This is a genomic window from Luteimonas sp. A611, from assembly GCF_054072715.1.
In genome coordinates, this window is sequence record NZ_JBSVRP010000004.1 from 67,730 (window position 1) to 85,002 (window position 17,273).

Here is a 17,273-nt window from a genome sequence, read left to right on the forward strand (position 1 = left end):
AACCTGGACAGGAAACAGGGTGCGAGCTTTACCGGCCGCGAACCACGCTGCAGCCGCGATCACACCACACGCGCCCGCAGCAGGTCGTGCACGTTCAGCGCACCGACCACGCGCCGCTGCGCATCGAGCACCAGCAGCGCGTTGATCTTGCGGGTTTCCATCAGCCGTGCCGCCTCGACGGCAAGCGCGTCGCTGTCGATGGTCACCGGGTCGCGGGTCATCACGTCGGCGATGGCGGTGGCGTGCACGTCGACGCTGCGGTCGCCGAGCGTGCGACGCAGGTCACCATCGGTGTAGAGGCCGAGCAGCACGCCGTCGGCATCGACCACCGCGGTCACGCCCAGCCGCTTGCGGCTCATCTCCAGCAGCGCATCGCCGAGCGAGGCATCGCCGGGTACGCGTGGCACGTCGTCGCCGGTGTGCATCACGTCGGCGATGTGCAGCAGCAGGCGCCGGCCCAGCGCGCCGGCCGGGTGCGAGCGGGCGAAGTCGTCGGCGGTGAAGCCGCGCGCCTCCAGCAAGGCGACCGCCAGCGCATCGCCCATCGCCATCGTCGCGGTGGTGCTCGCGGTCGGCGCCAGGTGCAGCGGGCAGGCCTCGTCGGGCACGCTCACGTCCAGGTGCACGTCGGCGGCCTGGGCGAGGGTGGAGCGGGGGCGTCCGGTCATCGCCAGCAGCCGGTTGCCCTGGCGCTTGAGGGTGGGCAGCAGCATCAGGATCTCGTCGGACTCGCCCGAGTAGGACACCACCAGCACGACATCGGCGTCGGTCACCATGCCCAGGTCGCCATGGCCGGCCTCGCCCGGGTGCATGTAGAACGCCGGGGTACCGGTCGAGGCCAGGGTCGCGGCGATCTTGCGCGCGACGTGGCCGGACTTGCCCATGCCGGTGCAGACCACCCGCCCCGAAGCGCCCAACACCAGCGTGCAGGCGCTGGAAAACGCGCCGTCGATGCGCGCGGCGACGGCCTCCAGGCCGCGGCCTTCGACCTCGAACACGCGACGCCCGCTGGCGGCGAAATCGGGTGCTGCGGGCGAGGGTGTGGGGTGCACTGCCATATCCGGTGGCCGGTCTTTCCGATAATCTAAGCCGTTCATTTTAGGCGCTTGCCGGCGCGAATGGTCCGCCACCTGGCTGGCGCGCGTGCCCGGCTCATGCGCGCTTCAGCAGGAATCCCCCCGTGACCCCCGATTTCATCCGCGATCTGATCCAGCAGGGCCTGCCCGGTGCCCGTGTCGAAGTGTCCGGCGACGACGGTGTCCACTTCGAGGCGCTGGTCGTCTCCGACGCCTTCGCCGGCAAGCTGCCGCTGGCCCGCCACCGCATGGTCTACGCCACCCTCGGCGAGCGCATGGGCGGCGAGATCCACGCCCTGGCGCTCAAGACCCAGACCCCGGACGAGGCGGCGCGCGGCTGATGGACAGGATCATCGTTGAAGGCGGCGTCGCGCTGAACGGGGAAGTCCGCATTTCCGGCGCCAAGAACGCGGTGCTGCCGATCCTGTGTGCGACCCTGCTGGCAGACGCGCCGGTGGAGATCGCCAACGTGCCGCACCTGCATGACGTGCGCACCACCGCGCGCCTGCTCGGCGGACTGGGCGCGGGCATCGGCCACGACATCGCCGCGGGCATCGTCCGCGTCGATCCGTCCACGGTCGACAGCCACCTCGCGCCCTACGAACTGGTCCGCACCATGCGCGCCTCGGTGCTGGTGCTCGGGCCGCTGCTGGCGCGCCATGGCGCGGCCGAGGTGTCGCTGCCGGGCGGCTGCGCGATAGGCTCCCGGCCGGTCGACCTGCACATCAAGGCGCTCGAGGCGCTGGGCGCGGAGATCGTGGTCGAACACGGCTTCATCAAGGCGCGCGCGGGGCGCCTGCGCGGCGGCCACGTCGATTTCGAAATGGTCAGCGTCGGCGCCACCGAGAACGTGCTGATGGCCGCGACCCTGGCCGACGGCACCACCACCATCGACAACGCCGCGTGCGAGCCGGAGATCGTCGACCTGGCCGACTGCCTGGTGAAGATGGGCGCGCGCATCGAGGGTGCGGGCACCTCGCGCATCACCGTGCACGGCGTCGACCGCCTGCACGGCGCGCGCCACGAGGTGATCGCCGACCGCATCGAGACCGGCACCTTCCTCGTCGCCGGCGCGATCACCGGCGGCCGCGTCACCGCCACGCATGCGCGCGCCGATACGCTTGGGGCGGTGCTGCACAAGCTGGCCGAGGCCGGCGCCGAGGTGACCGTGGTGAACGACCGCATCACGGTGGACATGCACGGCCGCAGGCCGCGGGCGGTGGACATCGTCACCGAGCCGCACCCGGGTTTCCCGACCGACATGCAGGCGCAGTTCATGGCGCTGGACTGCATCGCCGAGGGCGTCGCCACCATCGACGAGCGGATCTTCGAGAACCGCTTCATGCACGTCAACGAGCTGATGCGCCTGGGCGCGGACATCCACATCGAGGGCAACCGCGCCACGGTGACGGGCGTGCCGCGGCTGAGTGGCGCACCGGTGATGGCGACCGACCTGCGCGCCTCGGCGTCGCTGATCCTGGCCGGCCTGGTGGCCGAGGGCGAGACCACGATCGACCGCATCTACCACCTGGACCGCGGCTACGAGCACATCGAGCGCAAGCTGTCGGGGCTGGGCGCGCGGATCCGGCGGGTGTCCTGAGCATGCGCGCGCGATCCCGCAGCCGCTTCTCGCCACGCCGCAAGGCGCTGCTGGCGGCGGTGCTGTTGTTGCTTGCAACGATGTTTGCGCTGCGCCTGATGGGCATCGCCGGCTTCAACGGCACCCAGCCGCGCGAGATGGACTGGAACGACGACGGCGTGGCCACCCGCGACGAGATCCTGCAGGGCTACACCATCATCGCCATCCAGGAAACCCGCGAGGGCCTGCGCACCTGCCGGCACTACGCGCGCCTGCGCGATCGCCAAGCGCCGTTCCGGGTGGAATGCCGCGTGGAGTTCGGCAAGCAGGACGCGGAAGCCGCGGAGTAGCAGACGGCCCGCGCGAATCGTCAGCCGGAACGAAGTGCCGGCTGCACAAGCTGTCATCCCGAACGGAGTGAGGGATCTGCTCCTGCCCGGGGATCCCTCACTTCGTTCGGGATGACCAGGTTCGTTACGGGATGACCAGGTGCGATGATCAGGCCGCCGTCAGCGCACCGACTGCAGCTTCAGGTCGATGTGGTCGCGGCCACCGCGCTGCTGCAGGATTCGGGCGGGAACCGGCAGTCCATCCACGATCCATGCGGTGATGCTGCGGTCGTCGTCCGTCCAGGCCACCTTGGTGGCCTTGTGGCTCTTGCCACCGACCGTGACCTGTTCGGTGCCTGCCGGCTGGAAGACGCGACGGCGCACGCGACCGTCCTCGACCAGCCGGTAGCTCAGGTCCCTGCCGGCCTTGAAATCGCGCACCAGCGCGAGGTTGAGCAGCATGCCGTCGACGTCGCCAGCCTGGAGCTTCACCGGCCCGCGCCGGTCGTCCTTGACGTCGCCGTCCCACGTGGCCTGCCCGCTGGCCCAGTCGTAGGTCGCGTCGACCGAGCGCTTCTTCACCAGCATCGCCGCAAGGCCCGATTCGCCACCCTGGGAATCGTTGCCGGAGAGTGGACGCCACTGGTCGCCGTCCGCTTCGAACACCGTGCTCTGCGCCATGCGCGCGCCCGCGCCGCTCACTTCCAGGCTGTACTTCCAGCGGTCATTGCCTGCCGGGGCCAGGGTCATGCGACCGTTGGCCTGCATGCCCATGTAGTTGGCGCTGTAGTCGGCGCTGAACGGTTCGACTGCGGAGGCGGCCACCGGCGCGCCGGCGACGGCCAACACGAACGCGCAGGCGGCGGCCTGGAGCGGGCGCCGGAACATGGTCGTGGTCTTCATGGTCATTGTATTCCCTGGTATTCGATCAGGCGCAGGTCGACGGCATCCTCGCCGTTCTCCCGCTGGAGGATGCGCACCGGCGTTGGTACGCCGTCGGCAATCCAGAAGATGGTTTCGTCGTTGCCGCCATTGGTGCGCTCCACGCGCATGGCCTCGTAGCGCAGCTCCGAAACGGTCACCGGCTCGGTCTGGTCGGCGACGCGGTACGCATGGTCGCGTACCCGCCCGCCGTCCACGAAACGGTAGTGCAGGGCCTTGCCGGGCTCGGCGTCGCGGATCACGGCCAGATTGATCAGCAGGCCGCTCATGTCACCGTACTGGATCGCCGCCGGTTCGCGACGCTCCTTCTTGATGTCGCCGATCCACTGCGCGGTGTTGCTGCGCCAGTCGTAGGTGCCGGTGATCCTGCGGTCGAACAAAAGCGCCTTGCGCACCGTGCTCTGCGACAGCGGACGATAGATGTCGTTGGCCACGTCGAACACCGTGCTCTGCTCGAGGTTCAGCCGGACGATGCCGGCCAGGCCCCGGTTGCCGCGGATCCCGAGGTCGACGCGCCAGCGTGATGCCGGGTCATCACGCACAAGGCGCATGGTCGCGGTGCCGGCGGGCTTGCCTTCGTACCAGGCCTCGTAGCTCGCCACGAACGGCTGCAGCGCGTGATCGCCGGTCGCCGGGTCGGGCACAGGCGACTGGGCGGCCGCGCGGCCGGACACGGCGACGCAGAGCAGGGCGCTGGTGGCGAGGGCAACGATGGAGGGGTTCAGGCGCATTGGCCCGACATCATGCAAAGGCGTTATTGGACGACAGCTGAAGCGGCGCGGTCCGTTCACCCCGGATATGGACGCTGTCTTCACGCAGCATGACGTCGCGATCGGCGAACAGCCGCAGCGTGGCCAGCAGCAGCGGGTGTTCGCGCACCAGCACGCGCGCGGAAAGCGCGTCCTCGTCGTCGCCAGGCAGCACCGGCACGCGCGCCTGCGCGATCACCGGGCCGCCGTCCAGGTCGGCGGTGACGAAATGCACGCTCGCACCGTGCTCGGACACGCCGGCCGCCAGCGCCTGCCGGTGCGTGTGCAGGCCCTTGAATGCGGGCAGCAGGGACGGATGGATGTTGACGATGCGGCCGGGCCGGGGCGCGATCGCGCAGGCGTCGATGAGGCGCATGTAGCCGGCGCAGACGATCAGGTCGGGCGCGACCGCGTCCACCGCCTGGAACAGCGCCTGGTCGAATTCCGCGCGCGAGGCGAAGTCGCGCGGCGACAGCGCCTGCGCGTGCGCGCCGGCATCACGCGCGCGCTGCAGCGCGGCGGCACGGGGGCGGTCGGAGAACGCGCCCACGACCGTGGCGTTCAGCGCGCCGACGGCGATGGCGTCGAGGATCGCCTGCAGGTTGCTGCCACGGCCGGAGGCGAGTACGGCCAGGCGCAGCGGCGCGGAGCGATGGGCGGCTGGCGCAGGAACGCCCGCCGCCTGCGCAGCGCCCGTACCGGCGTCCGCGGACGCGGCGGCGCGCGGGGCCATTCCCTGCTCGTGGTTCCCCATTCCCCGCGCTCAGCCGATGCGCACGCGTCCGTCGTCGCGTGCGGCGACGACCTCGCCGATGCGCCAGTGCGCCAGCCCCAGCCGCGCCAGTTCGCCGCCCAGCGCGGCCACGGCGTCGCGATCGACCAGCAGCACGAAGCCGATGCCGCAGTTGAAGGTGCGCCACATTTCCTCGCGCGCGACGTTGCCCTCGCGCTGCAGCCACTCGAACACCGGCGGCAGGGTCCAGGACGCGGCATCGATGTCCACGCCCAGCCCGTCCGGCACCACCCGCACGATGTTCTCGGTCAGGCCGCCGCCGGTGATGTGGGCCATGGCGTGGACGGCCGGGCCGTGCGCGCCGCGCAGCAGTTCCAGGATCGGCTTGACGTACAGGCGGGTCGGCGCCATCAGCGCGTCGGCCAGGCTCACGCCGCCGACGTCGAGCGAATCCGGGCGCCCGGCGCGGTCGTAGATGCGCCGGATCAGCGAATAGCCGTTGGAGTGCGGGCCGCTGGAGGCGATCCCGACCAGCACGTCGCCTTCGCGCACCGAGGCGCCGTCGCGCAGCTCGGACTTCTCCACCGCAGCCACGCAGAAGCCGGCCAGGTCGTACTCGCCCGGGGGATACATGTCCGGCATTTCCGCCGTTTCGCCGCCGATCAGCGCGCAACCCGACAGCTCGCAGCCCCTGGCGATGCCGCCCACCACGGCGACCGTGGTGTCCACGTCGAGCTTGCCGGTGGCGAAGTAGTCGAGGAAGAACAGCGGTTCGGCGCCCTGCACCAGCACGTCGTTGACGCACATGCCGACCAGGTCGATGCCGATGGTGTCGTGGCGGCCCAGCTGCTGGGCCAGCTTGAGCTTGGTGCCCACGCCGTCGGTGCCCGAGACCAGCACCGGTTCACGGTACTTGCCCGACAGGTCGAACAGCGCGCCGAATCCGCCCAGCCCGCCCATCACCTCGGGCCGGAAGCTGCGCCTGACCAGCGGTTTGATGCGTTCGACGACTTCGTTGCCCGCGTCGATGTCGACGCCGGCGTCGCGGTAGGTCAGGCCGGGGGAGGCAGGGGGAGGGGTGGTCACGGTGCGCAGCTCGGCCGGGCGGCCCGCGATTCTAGCAGCCGGGGGCGGCTCGGCCGGCCCCGGCGGGAGGGCGGGGGCAACCGTGCAGGGGCTTTGTGGCACCATTTCGCAACGCTGGGCTGCGGTGAAGGATTGTCGGATGCGATTGGCTGTGCGGGGTGCGTGGATGATCGGGTGGGTCGGGCTGGCGCTGCTGCTGGCGGCGCCCGCGGCTGCGCAGCGCGTGGAGGGCGACCGCGCCAACGCGGAAGGCCTGTACGAGGCGGAGGTGCCGGTGCGCACCCAGGCCGAGGCCGAGCGCACGGCCGGCCAGGCGCGCGCGCTGGCGCAGGTGTTCGCCAAGCTGTCCGGCGATCGCAGCATCACCAGCCGCCCCGGCGTGGCCCAGGAACTGCGCCGCGCGGCCGACTACGTCGACGGTTTCGACTACCGCCAGGACGAGAGCATCGGCGCCAGCGGCGCGCCGAGCTTCCGCACCATGCTGGTGGTGCGCTTCGTGCCCGAGGCAATCGATGCCCTCGCCGCAGCGCTTGGCCTGCCGGTGTGGCCGCAGCCGCGGCCCAAGCCGGTGGTGTGGCTGGCGATCGATGACGGCAAGGGTCCGCGCCTGGTCGGCCTGCAGCAGAGCAACGCGGCGCGGCCGCTGCTGCAGCGGGCGATCGAGCGCGGCTACCGTCTCGGCCTGCCTACGGGCAGTGCTGCCGAACAGGCTGCGGCGGCTGCGATCTGGCGCGGCGACACGGCCGCCATCGCGCGGCTGTCATCGCGCTACAACCCGCCGATGCAGCTGGTCGGCAAGCTCTACCGGGATGGAGCGGGCTGGAAGGCGGACTGGATCTTCGTCGACAACGGCCGCGTGCTGTCGCGCTGGTCCGAGTCGGAGGGCGACGCCCGCCGGCTGATGGCCACCGGCGCCGACGGCGCGGCCGACGCACTGATCAAGCGCTACGCAAAGGCCACGGCCCCGTCCGATCCGGTGGTGCAGCGCATCGTCTTCACCGGGCTGCGCGGTGGCGGGGATTACCTGCGGCTGTCGGCCGCGCTGCAGCGCATGTCGGTGGTGCGGGCAATCCGTCCGACGCTGGCCAGCGGCGACCGCCTCGAGGTCGAGCTGGACCTGCTGACCGGCATGGCCGGCTTCCGGCGCATGGTCGACGAGGCCGTGCTGCTCGAGGTCGAGGGCGGCGACGAACTGGCCGCGCCGGTCTTCCTGCTGCGCTGACCCTACGGAGCCGCACCGATGCAAGACACTCCCGCGACCGTCGACATCGCGCGCTTCCTCAGGCGCCTGCAGTGGGGCCTGGTCGCCTTCGCGGTGCTGTGGCTGATCGCGTTGCTGGGGCCGATCCTCACTCCGTTCGTGCTGGCCGCCCTGCTGGGTTGGCTGGGCGATCCGCTGGTCGACCGGCTCGAGGAATCCGGACGCTCGCGACCGGTGGCGGTGACCCTGGTCTTCGTGCTGATGGTGATGCTGGTGGTGCTGGTGGTGCTGATCCTGGTGCCCATGATCGAGGACCAGGTGGTGACCCTGGTCAATGCGCTGCCGGAGTACCGCGACTGGTTCATGCGGACCGCGTTGCCGTGGCTGGAGGCGCGCACCGGCATCGAGATCACCACTTGGCTCGACCCGCAGCGGCTGATCGAGCTGGTGCGCTCGCATTGGGCGGAGGCCGGCGGCGTGGCGACCACGGTATTCGGCTACCTGTCCAGCTCGGGCTTCGCCTTCGTGGCCTGGATGATCAACATCGTGCTGGTGCCGATCCTGACCTTCTACTTCCTGCGCGACTGGGACCTGCTGGTCGAGCGGGTGGCCGCGGTGATCCCGCGCGACCACATCGACACGGTCTCGCGGCTGGCGCGCGAGTCCGACGAGGTGCTCGGCGCGTTCCTGCGCGGCCAGTTCATCGTGATGCTGGCCCTGGGCGCGATCTACGCGATCGGGCTGTCGGTCGTGGGGCTCAAGCTCGGCCTGCTGATCGGCATCATCGCGGGCCTGATCAGCTTCGTGCCCTATCTGGGCGCGGCCGTCGGCATCGTGCTGGCGGTGCTCGCGGCGCTGGTGCAGGCGCAGGGCTTCGACCTGCAGCTGCTGGTGCTGGTGGGCGTGGTGTTCACCGTCGGCCAGCTGATCGAGAGCTACATCCTCACCCCGCGCATCGTCGGCGACCGCATCGGCCTGCATCCGGTGGCGGTGATCTTCGCGATCATGGCTGGTGGGCAGCTGTTCGGCTTCGTCGGCATGCTGATCGCGCTGCCGGTGGCGGCGGTGGGCAACGTGCTGCTGCGCTTCGCCCACGAGCGCTACACGCAGAGCCGGCTGTATGCGGGCGACGGTCCGAAGATCGTGCTCGAAGGCCAGCGCTCGGCGGGTGGCATCGTGCTCGAGGACGACATCGGCGACGCCCCCGACGCCCCCGACGGCCGCGGCGACCGCGACGACCGCGGCGCCTGAACGGTGATGCAGGCCGCCTCGCCGCAGCTGCCGCTGGCGTTGCGCTATCCGCCCGACCAGCGCCTGGAGACCTTCCACGCGCGCGACGCCTCGCTGGTCGCGCAGCTGCGCGCCTTCGCCACCGGTACCGGTAGCGACCGCGCGCTGCTGCTGGCCGGGCCCGCCGGCACCGGCAAGAGCCATCTCGCCCTGGCGGCTTGCGCGGAAGCGGATGCCGCCGGGCAGCGCGCCGGCTACCTGCCGCTGGCCAGCGCGGCCGGGCGCCTGGACGAAGCGCTGGAGTCGCTGCACGCGCTCGACCTGGTCGCACTGGATGGCGTGGAGGCGGTGGCCGGCAACCGCGACGACGAGGTCGCGCTGTTCCACTTCCACAATCGCATGCATGACGCCGGCCGGCGCGTGCTCTACACCGCCCGCGCCACGCCCGATGCGCTGGGGCTGCTGCTGCCCGACCTGCGCTCGCGGCTGGGGCAGTGCACGCGCCTGGTGCTCGAACGGCTGGACGATGAAGGCCGTGGCGAAGTGCTGCGCCTGCGCGCGCAGCGCCGCGGCCTGCAGGTTGACGCGGCCGCGATCGACTGGCTGCTGCGCCACGCCGACCGCGACCTGTCCGGCCTGACCGCCCTGCTCGACCGTCTCGACCGCGCCTCGCTGGCCGCACAACGACGCATCACCGTGCCGTTCCTGCGCGAGGTGCTGGGCGCGTCGGGCCAGGGCTGACGCGTTTCAGGCGGCGCCGAGCGTCGCATCCAGCTGGGCCAGCCGCTGCGGGGTGCCCACGTCGGTCCACGCGCCGGGATGGTGCTCGCCGGTGGCCGTGTCGCGCCGCATCGCCGCGCGCAGCAGCGGCGCAATGCGGAACCGCGGCGGCGTGGCATCGACGCCGGGCACTTCGCCGATCACGGCGCGCCAGTCGCGCAGCAGTCGCGGACGGTAGACGCCGATGCCGGAGAAGGTGAGGCGCTGGCCGCCGTCGTCGCGCAGGTGCCCGTCGGGCTGCAGCACGAAATCGCCCTGCGGGTGGTGCGGGGGGTTGTCGACCATCACCAGGTGCACGTCGCCGGCGGGTTCGCGCGGCAGGCGCGCGAAGTCGAAGTCGGTCCAGATGTCGCCGTTGACGGCGATGAACGGTGCCTCGCCCAGCCACTCCAGCGCCCGCAACATGCCGCCGCCGGTTTCCAGCGGCACAGGGCCTTCGTCGGAATACGCGATGTGCAGGCCGAACGCCGCGCCGTCGCCGAGCGCGGCGGGAAACTGCGCCGCCAGCCACGAGGTATTGACCACCACCTCGCGCACGCCGGTCGCGGCCAGGCGCTCGAGGTGCCAGGCGATCAGCGGCTTGTCGCCAACGCGCAGCAGCGGCTTGGGCGTGGTGTCGGTCAGCGGACGCATGCGCTCGCCGAGGCCGGCGGCGAAGATCAGGGCCTTCATGCCGATGCGCCGCTCATGCGGTTGCGGCGCCGGCGCTTGCCATCGCCGCGCGCACGCGCGCGTCGATGAGCGCGGCCAGCGGCGCCAGCTGCGGGTGGCACGGCAGCACGGCGTCGAGATAGGCGATGAAGCGCGGCGCGTCGGCGATGTATTTGGGCTTGCCGTCGCGATGCTTCAGGCGCGCGAAGATGCCCAGCACCTTGAGGTGGCGATGCACGCCGATCAGGTCCAGGTCACTGCGCCACTGCGTCAGCGGCGGCACCGGCAGGCCGGCGCGCGTGGCCAGGGCGTGGTAGCGGCTGTGCCAGTTGGCCACGCGCGAGTCGGGCCAGCTGGCGAACGCGTCCTTGAACAGGCAGGCCGGGTCGTAGGCGATCGGGCCGCGCACCGCGTCCTGGAAATCGAGGACGGCGACATCGTCGCCGCAGGGCATCAGGTTGCGCGGCATGTAGTCGCGGTGCACCAGCACCTGCGGCTGGGCGAGCGCGGATTCGACCAGCACGCGGTAGACCTCGTGCAGCTGCGCGCGCCGGGCTTCGTCGAGTTCGATGCCCAGGTGCACGCCGAGGAACCACTCGTCGAACAGCCGCAGTTCGCGCAGCAGCAGGGCCTCGTCGTAGGCGGGGAAGCCGTCGGGCAGGTCGATCGACTGCAGGTCCACCAGGCGCGCCATGGCGATATCGAACAGGGCGTCGGCGTTGCCTTCGTCCATGACGTGCAGATAGGTGTGCACGCCGAGGTCCTCGAGCAGCAGGAAGCCTTGCGCCAGGTCCTGCGCGATGACCGCCGGCACCCGCAGCCCGCCGGCCTGCAGCAGGTCGCGGATCGCCAGCCAGGGACGCACGTCCATCAGCTCCGGTGGCGCATCCATCAGGATCAGGCTGGGGCTGCGCCCGGTGCTGCGCCAGTAGCTGCGGAAGTCGGCATCGAACGACGCGCGCTCCAGGCCGGTGTCCGGCTCCGACAGCGCGGTGCGTATCCAGTCAATACGTTGCTGGTCGCGATCAAGCGTGGCGGTCGTTGCGACCATGGGTTCTCCTGCAGGGCGGCTGGCGGCGGGGCAAAGGGTAAACTGCCGCGCATTCCCTAGCGAGAGATGGCATGAAACTGCAGCCGGTATTGTTGTCGGGCGGATCGGGGACGCGGCTGTGGCCGCTCTCGCGCGAGGCCTACCCGAAGCAGTTCCTGGCGCTGGCCGGCGAGCATACGATGCTGCAGGACACGTGGCGCCGGGTCGCGCCGCTGGCCGCAACCGCGCCGATCGTGGTCGCCAACGAGGAACACCGCTTCCTGGCGGCCGAGCAGCTGCGGCTGGTTGGCGTCGAGCGCGCCGACATCGTGCTCGAACCGGTCGGGCGCAACACCGCGCCGGCGATCGCCGCGGCCGCGCTGCAGGCGATGGCGGGCGGCGAGGATCCGCTGCTGCTGGTGCTGCCGTCCGACCACGTCGTGCGCGACGAGGACGGCTTCCGCGCTGCGGTGCGCGCCGCCATGCCTGCGGCCGAGGCCGGCGCGCTGGTCACCTTCGGCATCGTGCCTTCGGCGCCGGAAACCGGTTTTGGCTATATCCAAGCCGGCCCCGGCGAGGGTGTGCGCCCGGTCCTGCGGTTCGTCGAGAAGCCCGATGCAGCGACCGCGGAGGCTTATGTCCAGGCCGGCGGCTATTTCTGGAACAGCGGCATGTTCCTGTTCCGTGCCTCGCGCTACCTGGCCGAACTCGAGCGCTTCCGCCCGGACATGCTCACGGCGGTGCGCCAGGCTTTCGACGCCGCCACGCGCGACGGCAATTTCATCCGCCTCGACCGCGAAGCCTTCGCCGCCTGCCCGTCGGACTCGATCGACTACGCGGTGATGGAGAAGACCGCTGACGCGCGCGTGCTGCCGGTGGACTTCGGCTGGAACGACGTCGGCTCCTGGTCGGCGCTGTGGGACGTGAGCGAGCACGACGGCGCGGGCAACGCCCACCACGGCGACGTGATCGCGGTCGATTCGCGCAACAGCTATGCGTATGCGCGGCGCCTGGTGGCGCTGGTCGGCGTGGACGACCTGGTGGTGGTGGAAACCGACGACGCGGTGCTGGTGGCGCACAAGGACCACGTGCAGCAGGTCAAGGACGTGGTGGCGAAGCTCAAGTCCGACCAGCGCAGCCACGCGGTGCTGCATCGCGAAGTGCATCGTCCCTGGGGCAGCTACGACTCCATCGACCAGGACGAGGGCTTCCAGGTCAAGCGGATCAAGGTCAAGCCGGGCGCCCGCCTGTCGCTGCAGTCCCACAAGTGCCGCGCAGAGCACTGGATCGTCGTGCGCGGCACCGCGCGCGTGACCCGCGACAACGACGTGTTCGAACTTCACGCCAACCAGTCGACCTACATCCCGCTGGGCGCGAAGCACCGGCTGGAGAATCCCGGCACCGAGATGCTCGAACTGATCGAAGTGCAGTCGGGCAGCTACCTGGGCGAGGACGACATCGTCCGCTACGAGGACGTGTACGGCAGGTCATAGGGTCAGCGTGAGATCTGTCATTTCGACCGCAGGGAGAAATCTGCCATCCGGACGATGAAAGCAGGTTTCTCCCTGCGGTCGAAATGACAACCTGATGGTCAAGTCAGAACCCGGCGGTTGAATGACAACTGCCTGGCCGGAAAGACAGCCAGCTCGCGGATCCCGCGCGACCGCACGCCGCCCGGATCCGCCCTGCTCAAGCCGGATAGATGCGGTGCCGCTGCACGCGCACGCCGATCGCGTCGCCGGGTGCGGGCGGACGCGCGTCCGGCGAGGCCACCAGGTCGATCTCGAGATTGCGCGGCTGCCCGGCCAGCGCCAGCTCCAGGGTGATGCGGCCGGCGTGGTGCTGGACCGTCGCAACCCGCGCATCCAGGCCTTCGCCGGGCGCAGCCGGCAGCGCGTCGTGCGGCCGCAGGTGCAGCCTGGCCGGTCCGTCGGCGAGGCCGGCGGCCTCGAACGACGCGGACTGTCCGTCCACCAGGAAGCGCCCGGCCTCGACCCGGCCCTCCACCACGCTGGCGCGGCCGATGAAGTCGAACACGTAGGCCGAGGCGGGCGCGTCGTAGATCTCGCGCGGCGTGCCGGCCTGTTCGATGCGGCCGTTGCGCAGCACCACCACGCGGTCGGCCAGCTCCAGCGCCTCGTCCTGGTCGTGGGTGACGAAGACGGTGGTCTGCCCGGTCTGGTCGTGCAGGCGCCGCAGCCAGCGGCGCAGCTCGATGCGCACCTTGGCATCCAGCGCGCCGAACGGCTCGTCCAGCAGCAGCACGGTCGGGTCGATCGCCAGCGCGCGCGCCAGCGCCACGCGCTGCTTCTGCCCGCCCGACAGCTGCTCCGGATAGCGGTTGCCGTGTTCGGGCAGCTGGATCAGCGCCAGCAGCTCGTCCACGCGCCGGCGGATCGTGGCGCGGTCGGGCCGGCGGCGGCGCGGCCGGCTGCGCAGGCCGAAGGCGATGTTCTCGGCCACGGTCATGTGCCGGAACAGCGCGTACTGCTGGAACACGAAGCCGACGTTGCGCTCGCGCAGGCTGAGCTGGGTGGCGTCGGTATCACCGAAGCGCACGCGGCCGCCGTCGGCCGGCAGCAGGCCGGCGATCACGCGCAGCAGGGTGGTCTTGCCCGAGCCAGACGGGCCGAGCAGGGCGACCAGTTCGCCCGCGCCGATGTGCAGGTCGACCTTGTCGAGCGCGATGGTCGCGCCGTAGCGCTTGTCGACGCCCTCGATCCGCAGGTCCACGCCGTGGCCGTTGCTGTCCATGGCGCGATGATCGTCGATCCCCCCGCCATCCGCCCGTGAATCCGGCACTGGCGCGCCGCCGTCCGGCGAGCGCGGCAGGCGGGTCTGTGGCAGGTTTTCATCGATCAGCAGCATGCGGGTGTTTCCGGGGCAATGGATGGGGTCATCGGTGCGGGCGTGCCTGGTTCAGTGCCTGCGACGGGACTGCGCGAGTCCGTCCGCATGCCGCGCCTCCAGCCAGAACTTCAGCACCAGCGTCACCAGCGCCAGCCCGGCCAGCAGGGACGACACCGCGAACGCGCCGGTGCTGTCGAACTCGTTGTAGAGGATCTCGATGTGCAGCGGCAGGGTGTTGGTCAGGCCGCGGATGTGTCCGGACACCACCGACACCGCGCCGAACTCGCCCATCGCGCGCGCGCCGCACAGCAGCACGCCGTACAGCAGGCCCCACTTGATGTTGGGCAGGGTCACGCGGAAGAACATCGTCCAGGCGTTGGCCCCGAGCGAGCGCGCCACTACCTCCTCTTCGCTGCCCTGCTGCTGCATCAGCGGCACCAGCTCGCGCACCACGAAGGGGAAGGTGATGAACAGCGTCGCCAGCACGATGCCCGGGCGCGCGAACAGGATCCTGATCTCGTGTTCGCGCAGGAATTCGGCGAACCAGCCCTGCGAGCCGAACAGCAGCACCAGGCACAGGCCCGCGACCACCGGCGACACCGCGAACGGCAGGTCCACCAGCGCCAGCAGCACGCGCTTGCCCGCGAACTCGAAGCGGGTCAGCGACCAGGCCGCGAACACGCCGAACACGGCGTTGACCGGGATCACGATCGCGGCGGTGAGCAGGGTGAGCTTGAGCGCGGCGATCGCGTCGGGCGTGGTCAGCGCCGCCCACCAGGTGGAGAAGCCCTCGCCGAACGCCGACAGCAGCACCATCAGCAGCGGCAGCACCACCAGCAGCAGCATCGACAGCACCGCGCCGCCGATCAGCAGCCTGCGCAGCCACGGCGGCGTGTCCAGCCCCTGCGCCGAATGCACGTCAGCCATCCTGGCGGCTCCTGCGCTCGTGCCGGAACAGCAGCGGGATCAGGTTGATCGCCAGCAGGCAGGCGAACGAGGCCGCCAGCATCAGCGCCGCCAGCGCAATCGCGCCGTTGTAGTCGTATTCCTCCAAGCGGATGGTGATCAGCAGCGGCGCGATCTCGGTCTGGTAGGGCTTGTTGCCGGCGATGAAGATCACCGAGCCGTACTCGCCCAGGGCCCGCGCAAAGGCCAGCGAGAATCCGGTCAGCAGGGCCGGCAGCAGTTCGGGCAGCACCACCCGGCGCAGCGTGGTCAGGCGCGAGGCGCCGAGCGAGGCCGCGGCCTGCTCCTGGTCGTAGCCAAGCGATTCGAGGATCGGCTGCACCGTGCGCACCGCGAACGGCAGGCCGATGAAGACCATGGCGATGACGATGCCGGCCAGCTGGTAGGCGATCTGGATGCCGAGCGGCTCCAGGTAACGGCCGATCCAGCCGTTGGGCGCGTAGATCGCGGTCAGTGCGATGCCGGCCACCGCAGTGGGCAGGGCGAACGGCAGGTCGACCAGCGCATCGAGCAGGCGCCGGCCGGGGAAGCGATAGCGCACCAGCACCCAGGCCACGAGCGCGCCGACCACTAGTGCGATCAGCGCGGCGACGAAGGCGGTGCCGAAGCTCACCTTCAGCGCCGCCTGCACGCGCGGGTCCTGGATCGCGCGCAGCCAGCCGGCGCTGCCCAGGCCTGCGGCGCGGAAGGTCAGCGCCGCCAGCGGCAGCAGCACCACGACGCCCAGCCAGGACATGCCCAGGCCCAGGCTCAGTCCGAAGCCGGGGAGGGGACGTCGCCAGCGCGGACGCGGGAGGGAGGGGAGTGCGAGGGTGCTCATGGGTCCGACTGTGGGCGGTGTGGTTTGCGTGGCTGCGGATTGGCGGCCGGGAGGCGGAGGGTGGCAAGGTTCCCGGGGGAGATCTCTCACTTCGTTCGAGATGACAATTTAAGGATTGCGGGACAACCTCGGGTCGGACCGGTCGAAAGCCCTGCTGTCATCCCGAGCGCAGCGAGGGATCTGCTGTTGCCGGGGATCTCTCACTTCGTTCGAGATGACAGCTTGTGCATCACTGCGGCTGGTAGATCCGGTCGAAGAAGCCGCCGTCGCCGAAGTGCAGCTGCTGCGCCTTGGCCCATCCGCCGAACGCCTCGTCGATGGTCACCAGCGGGATCGGCCTGAAGTGGGCGATGGCGCTGGCCGGCAACAGGTCCGGCCGCGACGGGCGATAGTGGTGCTTCGCCGCGATGCGCTGGCCCTCGGCGCTGTACAGGTGCTGCAGGTAGGCCTCGGCCAGCTTCTGCGTGCCACGGCGGGCGACGTTGCCGTCAACCACCGCGACGGGGGGCTCGGCCTTGATGCTGAGGCTGGGATAGACGATCTCGAACTTCGCCGCCGTGTCGCCATCGGCCAGGGCCAGCAGCGCCTCGTTTTCCCAGGCCAGCAGCACGTCGCCCATGCCGCGCTCGACGAAGGTGGTGGTCGAGCCGCGCGCGCCGGTGTCCAGCACCGGCACGTTGGCGAACAGCTTCTTCAGGTAATCCACCACCTGGTCGCCCTTGCGGTACTCGCGCGAGGCCCAGGCCCAGGCGGCCAGGTAGTTCCAGCGCGCGCCGCCCGAGGTCTTGGGGTTGGGCGTGATCACGGCGATCCCGGGCTTGGCGAGGTCGCCCCAGTCGACGACCTGCTTCGGGTTGCCCTTGCGCACCAGGAACACGATGGTCGAGGTGTAGGGCGAGCTGTTGTTGGGCAGGCGCGCCTGCCAGTCCTTGGCCAGCAGGTCGGTGTTGTTGGCGATCGCGTCGATGTCGGCCGACAGCGCGAGCGTGACGACGTCGGCTTCCAGGCCGTCGATCACCGAGCGCGCCTGCTTGCCCGAGCCGCCGTGCGAGGCGCGCACGATCAGGGTCTGGCCGGTATCGGCCTTCCATTTGGCGGCAAAGGCGGTGTTGAACTCGGAGTAGAGCTCGCGGGTGGGGTCGTAGGACACGTTGAGCAGTTCGACATCCTGTGCGCCTGCCGACCCGGCCAGGGTGGCAAGGCCGAGGAGCACGGCACCGAGGATGCGCTTGGCGGTTGTGTGCATGGGGA

The 17,273-nt window shown here is 70.6% G+C and carries 18 protein-coding genes; 7 read left to right on the forward strand and 11 right to left on the reverse strand.

The window, feature by feature from the left end:
• Positions 1 to 59 precede the first annotated feature (59 nt).
• Positions 60 to 1,058, reverse strand: coding sequence for a KpsF/GutQ family sugar-phosphate isomerase (locus ACW5EG_RS15335; RefSeq protein ID WP_457022198.1), 999 nt, complete (start codon positions 1,056 to 1,058; stop codon positions 60 to 62).
• A gap of 122 nt (positions 1,059 to 1,180) precedes the next feature.
• Between ACW5EG_RS15335 and ACW5EG_RS15340 the strand changes: the two genes are divergently transcribed.
• The 3 genes from ACW5EG_RS15340 to ACW5EG_RS15350 are packed head-to-tail and all read left to right on the forward strand — an operon-like array spanning position 1,181 to position 3,005.
• Positions 1,181 to 1,417 carry a BolA family protein gene (locus ACW5EG_RS15340; RefSeq protein ID WP_457020253.1) on the forward strand — a complete coding sequence of 79 codons (237 nt, stop codon included), beginning with the start codon at positions 1,181 to 1,183 and terminating at the stop codon, positions 1,415 to 1,417.
• A complete protein-coding gene (murA, locus tag ACW5EG_RS15345) occupies positions 1,417 to 2,676 on the forward strand; it encodes a UDP-N-acetylglucosamine 1-carboxyvinyltransferase (protein ID WP_457020252.1) in 1,260 nt (419 codons plus the stop codon). Before ACW5EG_RS15340 ends, murA begins: the two co-directional genes overlap by 1 nt.
• Positions 2,677 to 2,678: 2 nt before the next feature.
• Positions 2,679 to 3,005, forward strand: a complete 327-nt coding sequence (locus ACW5EG_RS15350; protein WP_457020251.1) for an EF-hand domain-containing protein — start codon at positions 2,679 to 2,681, stop codon at positions 3,003 to 3,005.
• Between the two features lie 159 nt (positions 3,006 to 3,164).
• On the opposite strand, the gene ACW5EG_RS15355 is transcribed toward ACW5EG_RS15350, so the two are convergent.
• Genes ACW5EG_RS15355 through purM form a run of 4 tightly spaced genes read right to left on the reverse strand, consistent with a single transcriptional unit; the run spans position 3,165 to position 6,599 of the window.
• Positions 3,165 to 3,887: a DUF3108 domain-containing protein gene (locus ACW5EG_RS15355; RefSeq protein ID WP_457020250.1), complete on the reverse strand. Its 723-nt coding sequence runs from the start codon at positions 3,885 to 3,887 to the stop codon at positions 3,165 to 3,167.
• Positions 3,888 to 3,889: 2 nt separating this feature from the next.
• Positions 3,890 to 4,657, reverse strand: a complete 768-nt coding sequence (locus ACW5EG_RS15360; RefSeq protein ID WP_457022200.1) for a DUF3108 domain-containing protein — start codon at positions 4,655 to 4,657, stop codon at positions 3,890 to 3,892.
• A 10-nt stretch (positions 4,658 to 4,667) separates the two neighbouring features.
• The gene (purN, locus tag ACW5EG_RS15365; protein ID WP_457020246.1) at positions 4,668 to 5,408 is read right to left on the reverse strand and encodes a phosphoribosylglycinamide formyltransferase; all 741 of its coding nucleotides are present in this window, start codon (positions 5,406 to 5,408) and stop codon (positions 4,668 to 4,670) included.
• A 30-nt stretch (positions 5,409 to 5,438) separates the two neighbouring features.
• Complete coding sequence (gene purM / locus ACW5EG_RS15370) at positions 5,439 to 6,599, reverse strand: phosphoribosylformylglycinamidine cyclo-ligase (protein ID WP_457022202.1); 1,161 nt, start codon at positions 6,597 to 6,599, stop codon at positions 5,439 to 5,441.
• 61 nt (positions 6,600 to 6,660) lie between these two features.
• Between purM and ACW5EG_RS15375 the strand changes: the two genes are divergently transcribed.
• From ACW5EG_RS15375 to hda, 3 genes are read left to right on the forward strand one after another with little or no spacing between them, the layout of a single operon-like run.
• Positions 6,661 to 7,716 carry a DUF2066 domain-containing protein gene (locus ACW5EG_RS15375; protein WP_457020243.1) on the forward strand — a complete coding sequence of 352 codons (1,056 nt, stop codon included), beginning with the start codon at positions 6,661 to 6,663 and terminating at the stop codon, positions 7,714 to 7,716.
• A gap of 18 nt (positions 7,717 to 7,734) precedes the next feature.
• Positions 7,735 to 8,946, forward strand: a complete 1,212-nt coding sequence (locus ACW5EG_RS15380; protein WP_457020242.1) for an AI-2E family transporter — start codon at positions 7,735 to 7,737, stop codon at positions 8,944 to 8,946.
• Positions 8,947 to 8,952: 6 nt separating this feature from the next.
• Entirely contained in the window at positions 8,953 to 9,666 is a 714-nt protein-coding gene (gene hda, locus ACW5EG_RS15385; protein WP_457020241.1) for a DnaA regulatory inactivator Hda, read from the forward strand.
• Positions 9,667 to 9,672: 6 nt separating this feature from the next.
• Here the strand turns inward: hda and murU are convergent, their stop codons facing one another.
• Positions 9,673 to 10,377, reverse strand: a complete 705-nt coding sequence (gene murU, locus ACW5EG_RS15390) for an N-acetylmuramate alpha-1-phosphate uridylyltransferase MurU (RefSeq protein ID WP_457022204.1) — start codon at positions 10,375 to 10,377, stop codon at positions 9,673 to 9,675.
• A gap of 13 nt (positions 10,378 to 10,390) precedes the next feature.
• Positions 10,391 to 11,407 carry an aminoglycoside phosphotransferase family protein gene (locus tag ACW5EG_RS15395; RefSeq protein ID WP_457022206.1) on the reverse strand — a complete coding sequence of 339 codons (1,017 nt, stop codon included), beginning with the start codon at positions 11,405 to 11,407 and terminating at the stop codon, positions 10,391 to 10,393.
• 71 nt (positions 11,408 to 11,478) lie between these two features.
• Between ACW5EG_RS15395 and ACW5EG_RS15400 the strand changes: the two genes are divergently transcribed.
• The gene (locus ACW5EG_RS15400; protein WP_457020237.1) at positions 11,479 to 12,879 is read left to right on the forward strand and encodes a mannose-1-phosphate guanylyltransferase/mannose-6-phosphate isomerase; all 1,401 of its coding nucleotides are present in this window, start codon (positions 11,479 to 11,481) and stop codon (positions 12,877 to 12,879) included.
• Between the two features lie 196 nt (positions 12,880 to 13,075).
• Here ACW5EG_RS15400 and ACW5EG_RS15405 read toward each other — a convergent pair whose 3' ends face one another.
• From ACW5EG_RS15405 to ACW5EG_RS15420, 4 genes are all read right to left on the reverse strand, one after another.
• Positions 13,076 to 14,119, reverse strand: a complete 1,044-nt coding sequence (locus ACW5EG_RS15405) for a sulfate/molybdate ABC transporter ATP-binding protein (RefSeq protein ID WP_457020338.1) — start codon at positions 14,117 to 14,119, stop codon at positions 13,076 to 13,078.
• Positions 14,120 to 14,305: 186 nt separating this feature from the next.
• A complete protein-coding gene (gene cysW / locus ACW5EG_RS15410; RefSeq protein WP_457022208.1) occupies positions 14,306 to 15,163 on the reverse strand; it encodes a sulfate ABC transporter permease subunit CysW in 858 nt (285 codons plus the stop codon).
• Positions 15,156 to 16,022: a sulfate ABC transporter permease subunit CysT gene (gene cysT, locus ACW5EG_RS15415; RefSeq protein WP_457022210.1), complete on the reverse strand. Its 867-nt coding sequence runs from the start codon at positions 16,020 to 16,022 to the stop codon at positions 15,156 to 15,158. Before cysT ends, cysW begins: the two co-directional genes overlap by 8 nt.
• Before the next feature lie 229 nt (positions 16,023 to 16,251).
• A complete protein-coding gene (locus ACW5EG_RS15420; protein WP_457022212.1) occupies positions 16,252 to 17,268 on the reverse strand; it encodes a sulfate ABC transporter substrate-binding protein in 1,017 nt (338 codons plus the stop codon).
• Between the last annotated feature and the right edge of the window lie 5 nt (positions 17,269 to 17,273).